Here is a 4812-nt window from a genome sequence, read left to right as displayed (position 1 = left end):
GTCACCAATCTCAGCCAGTTCGACTGGCCGCCGGAGAAGGTTCTGGCGCTCTACCGTAAGCGCGGCAGTGCCGAGGCGCACATGGGCGAGGTGAAGTCGGCGCTGGACGTGCACCTCTCGTCGACCGATCGCGGCGCCTCCACCGTTCAAGAGGTGATGGCCCGCAACGAGGTGAGCCTGCTGCTCAGCCTCTACGCCTACCAGGTCCTGCATGGCCTGCGCTGCCTGCTGGAGCGGCAGACCCGGCAAGGCTGGAGCCTCAGCCGGATGCGCGAGCAAGTGCTCAAGATCGCGTCCACTATCTCGTTACACGCCCGGCGCATCACTGTTCACCTTGGCGATGCCGCTGACAAATGGTGGCCCACCTTGCTTAAGGGGCTACCGAAGCTGACCGCACTGAGCTGATACACGGTTGATATCACAACCGATCCAAGCGCAAGGCGGCCATCACGATGGCTGGCGATCACGGCTGCCCTGATGGCCGGAATCGATTACTGAAGGTTATATAGCAACAAAGAAGCCGTACTATTTGGGTATATATCGGCAGGTACTCACACCGCAAATACGGCTGCTGGGAGTCGGTGCCAGCAACCTGGGGCTTCGCGATGCTCAATCAGCACACTCATGAATAAGGCGGGATCATCGTCAATGGTCGACGTTTGCATCTCGTTCACCGGCTAGAAGATTTTGTCCCGACCACCTTTTGCGATGCTGTTCTGCACGGGCATTCCCACAAACCACGCAATGAGTATCAGGCAGACAAGCTACTGTTTAACCCAGGCGCCGCCGGAAAGCGTCGCTTCAAGCTGCCTATTACATTAGGCAAATTATGGGTAGACGAGCGCGGCGTGCGCGGCGCGATTATTCATTTGCTGTAATCAGCTTTTAGAGCCTTCACCGAACCTTATTAGGCTGTACAAATCTGTTACCCTAGACTCAATTATATTCAATTAAATGTTACTCAAATAAGCGAGGTTCCATGAACAACGTTATTGATCTCCTAAAATCTCACCGTTCCATTCGTAAATTTAGCGATAAGAAAATTCCCCACGAATTGTTAGTTGAGCTTATTCAAGCTGGCCAGGGCGCCGCTACGTCTAGCCATGTTCAAGCGTATACCGTTATTCATGTCAAAAATCAGGCTAACCGCGAAAAAATTGCCGAGTTAGCTGGGGGGCAGGGCTATATTGCTAGCTGCTCAGATTTCTTGGTGTTTTGTGCCGATATGAAGCGCCCCACGGAGGCCTCGGAGCGTACGGGATCGAATGTTAACCGCGGCATGACAGAGCAGTTGCTGGTGGCCACTGTGGACACTGCATTAATGGCACAGAATGTAGCGGTAGCTGCTGAATCTGAAGGGTTGGGTATCTGCTATATCGGCGGTATCCGCAACAATCCTCAAGAGATTAGTGATCTGCTACGCCTTCCCAAACACGTCTATCCCGTGTTCGGCATGTGCCTTGGTTACCCTGATCACGATCCTGAGATAAAGCCACGCTTGGCAGTAGAAGCGATTCTTAAAGAAGACTACTACACTGATGACAGCGAGCAGGTGCAAACCTTCGACGCCACCATGCAGGCCTACTACCAAGCTCGTAGCAGCAGTAATAAAGATACCGATTGGTCGCGCAACCTAAAACCGTTGTTCGATAACAAGCTGCGTCCCCATATGCGCGATTTCTTAATCAAGCGCGGTTTTGAAATGAAATAGTTTTGAAATGCAATAGTTCTGAAATTAAATAGGGACGTTGCACACTTTTTTAACAGGATGTTCGGAAAAGAGAACGATTAGTTAGTTACCTGATGTTCTCTTTTTCCCGTTTTCAGGAGCTCTACCGTATGCGCGTATTTGCTAACCTCGTCGGTTCAGGCTCCCTTTGGTTTGACAACCTCGAAACTGCCGACGGAATACCCGTTGGCTATGATCCCCAGGCCAGGGCTTTTGTGCCCATGCCACCATTTTGTATCAATCGAGACATAATAGGGTGTAACTGGATAGCGCCTGAAGAGGGCGCTTTTTGCCGCTCTTGCGCGATGACTGCGCTAGCACCTGATCCCGAATTGCCTAACGCTATTCCCAACTGGGCAAAAACAGAAGCAGCCAAACGCTGGGTACTGGATAACCTGGGCCGTTGGCACTGGTTCCGCCCGGAAGATCCAGGCGCACCGCCCGCTTTTCATTTGCTGGCAGAAGGCCGCAAACCCGTAGCAATGGGACATATAGAGGGGGTGGTCACGATTAGTGTGGCCGAAGTAGATCCTGTGTTAGTCACCACACGACGCGAAGCACTGGAAGAGCCTTATCGCACCATGATCGGGCATATGCGACACGAGATATCGCATATGCTTTGGTGGCGGCTTAGCCTACGGGAAGATTTTCTTGCTGCGTTTCGCGAGATGTTTGGTGACGAGCGACAGGATTATACCGCTGCACTTCAGCGGCACTATACACAGGGGCCGCCTCCAAACTGGAAAGAGAGTTTTCTGACTACCTACGCTTCCGCTCACCCGCACGAAGACTGGGCAGAGACTGCGGCACACCTACTGCATTTAACCGATATCGCCGATAGCTTTGCGGCATCCGATCTTTCGTCGCCTGAGCTACCTAGCCATCAGTGGGAGCCTTATGCGGAAACAGATGCTGAGCGTTTGATCTATGTTGCGGCAGCACTCACCGTGGGGGTTAATCATATTAACCGCTCTATGGGGCTGCCGGATCTATATCCCTTTGTGCTTTCGGAAACTGCCCGACATAAGCTCGCATTCGTGCATGACTGGCTGCGCCGAGGCGCGCAGGGGCTTTAACGCAAGGGTTTTGGCTGAGGCATCAAGTTAGGTATTGACGCGCGATGAAGAACTAGCGACATTGCTTATACTAATCAATATATGAGCTAAGCAATATATCACCTAAGCAATACATGACGATAACAACAAAGGCTGGTGCGCAACCACTGACATCGGCCACACAGCATGGAGATTGACCAATGACCCTAGACCGCGCTTACCGCCTGTTGGCAGCTTTTTACACGATAATACTCTTCATTGGCGTCATTGCCATATTAGCAGGCGGAGGAACGATGCTGGCTCCCCTACACCTAGTGGTGGGCGCGCTGGGCGTCATCGGTTTATGGGGATATATCCTCAAACGCGGGTTTATGAACCCCCGCATGTGGCGACCGCTGGCAGGGGTTTTAGCGGTGGGCATTGTGGTGCAGTTATTTATAATGCTAACCACGCCACTATCTAGCATTTTCTTAACCTGGATGCTTACCAGCAGTATCTTTTCAGTATTGCTAGTCATTATGTTGTTTCAGTATGGCGATCGTGATCAGCCTTTATGGGCGACAACTGAAGAAAAGGCAGCAGCACGTCAATTAGATGTGATGTTGACAGTGGAATCTCCACTAACGGCCGTCCATCGTGAGGGAGACCGTGAGAATAGCGTTAAGGTGACAAAATCAAAGGATGGATATCAAGCCAGCGTGACGCGGCGTGCACTAGGTGGCCAAGAGCGTTTTGAAGAGCGCTTCCGGTATCCAGAAACGCTGGTATTCTTCTTAGAAAAGTTTACCAGCGTGACGGTTGACGATTTTAAGCATCCCGAACCATATGAAAACCATGTTCATACATGATGCAGTAGAAGCTTGCGCATAGTTGCTATTTGTCTTTTTGGCAATTGAATCACCCGTCGTTCCAAAAGGGATTATTCACTATGTTTACCGGTCTGAGCGCATTTCCGCTGACGCCTATGAACGAGCAGGGCATTAATGAACGTGAGTTTATTCGCTTAGTGGAACACTTAGCTGATGCAAAAGTGGACTCCATCGGCGTGCTTGGCTCAACCGGGAGCTACGCTTATTTAAATCGTGAAGAACGCGCACGTGTTGCCAAACTGAGTGTAGAAAACGCAGGCGGCGTACCCGTAGTGGTGGGCATTGGTGCGCTGCGCACCCGCGATGTGTTGGCCAATGTAGAGAGTGCCCAGCAAGCAGGCGCCAGCGGTGTGTTGTTAGCGCCGGTTTCTTATCAGAAACTCACTGATGAGGAAGTCTTTAGCCTGTTCGAAACGGTTGATAGCTCGCTGGGCGTGCCGCTGTGTGTTTACGATAACCCAAGCACCACCCACTTTGAGTTCAGCGATGAGCTACATGGACGGATTGCTCAACTGCCCAGCGTTCGCTCTATCAAAATTCCGCCGGTTGTTACCGATACAGTGCTGGCGCGTGAACGCATCGCACGGCTACGCAAGCTCATTCCGAGAGATGTCACGATAGGGATTAGTGGCGACCCTGCAGCAGCAATAGGCCTAAACGCTGGCTGTGATGCTTGGTATTCCGTTTTTGGGGGCCTATTTCCTAAACAAGCATTGGTCATAACGCAGGCCGCACAAGCGGGGGATACGCAACAGGCCTTGGCCCTTTCCGACGCCCTTGAGCCGTTATGGTCACTTTACCGTGAGTACGGCGGCAGCTTGCGAGTAGCCGCTACCATTGCAGAGGTAACAGGTGTCGTGAGCCAACCCTGCCTACCACAGCCGCTTAAAACGCTTCAGGGAGTGGATCGAAAAAGAGTGGAGCAGATAGTGGAACAACTTGATCTAAGGTAAAACGGTGCAATCAAAAACGCCCGGCTAGGCCGGGCGTGATATTGCTCAGCAACCTGCTACGCAAACTATGCTGTTATGGCAATTATGCTGCTATGACTTACTCGGTAAGCTCTAGGTTCTGTCTGAAAAGTCATAAATGTTACGCTCTCTCTGTTCATTGAGCAGGAGGGCGATATGACAGGCCGTTACGAGCTTTCTGATCAGCG

The 4812-nt window shown here is 51.7% G+C and carries 6 protein-coding genes; all 6 read left to right on the top strand.

Annotated elements, in window-relative coordinates:
• Window positions 1–405, top strand: a 405-nt coding sequence (locus ACQKE4_RS19985) for a transposase (RefSeq protein ID WP_427389972.1), incomplete at its 5' end; no start/stop codon positions are given.
• A 254-nt stretch (window positions 406–659) separates the two neighbouring features.
• Window positions 660–878 (top strand): metallophosphoesterase family protein, encoded by a 219-nt coding sequence (locus ACQKE4_RS19980; protein ID WP_427389971.1) that lies wholly within the window; start codon window positions 660–662, stop codon window positions 876–878.
• A 101-nt stretch (window positions 879–979) separates the two neighbouring features.
• On the top strand, window positions 980–1711 hold the full coding sequence (nfsA, locus tag ACQKE4_RS19975; protein ID WP_427389970.1) for an oxygen-insensitive NADPH nitroreductase: 732 nt from the start codon (window positions 980–982) through the stop codon (window positions 1709–1711).
• A gap of 128 nt (window positions 1712–1839) precedes the next feature.
• The gene (locus ACQKE4_RS19970; RefSeq protein WP_427389969.1) at window positions 1840–2805 is read left to right on the top strand and encodes a zinc-binding metallopeptidase family protein; all 966 of its coding nucleotides are present in this window, start codon (window positions 1840–1842) and stop codon (window positions 2803–2805) included.
• A 179-nt stretch (window positions 2806–2984) separates the two neighbouring features.
• Window positions 2985–3632 carry a hypothetical protein gene (locus tag ACQKE4_RS19965; protein WP_427389968.1) on the top strand — a complete coding sequence of 216 codons (648 nt, stop codon included), beginning with the start codon at window positions 2985–2987 and terminating at the stop codon, window positions 3630–3632.
• An 80-nt stretch (window positions 3633–3712) separates the two neighbouring features.
• Window positions 3713–4606 carry a dihydrodipicolinate synthase family protein gene (locus ACQKE4_RS19960; protein WP_427389967.1) on the top strand — a complete coding sequence of 298 codons (894 nt, stop codon included), beginning with the start codon at window positions 3713–3715 and terminating at the stop codon, window positions 4604–4606.
• The last annotated feature ends 206 nt before the right edge of the window (window positions 4607–4812 follow it).

Origin of the sequence: Halomonas sp. NPDC076908 (genome assembly GCF_050269715.1) — a bacterium.
GTDB lineage: Bacteria > Pseudomonadota > Gammaproteobacteria > Pseudomonadales > Halomonadaceae > Vreelandella.
The sequence above is the reverse complement of the archived record's forward strand: the minus strand, read 5'-3'. Positions and strand labels throughout refer to the sequence as shown.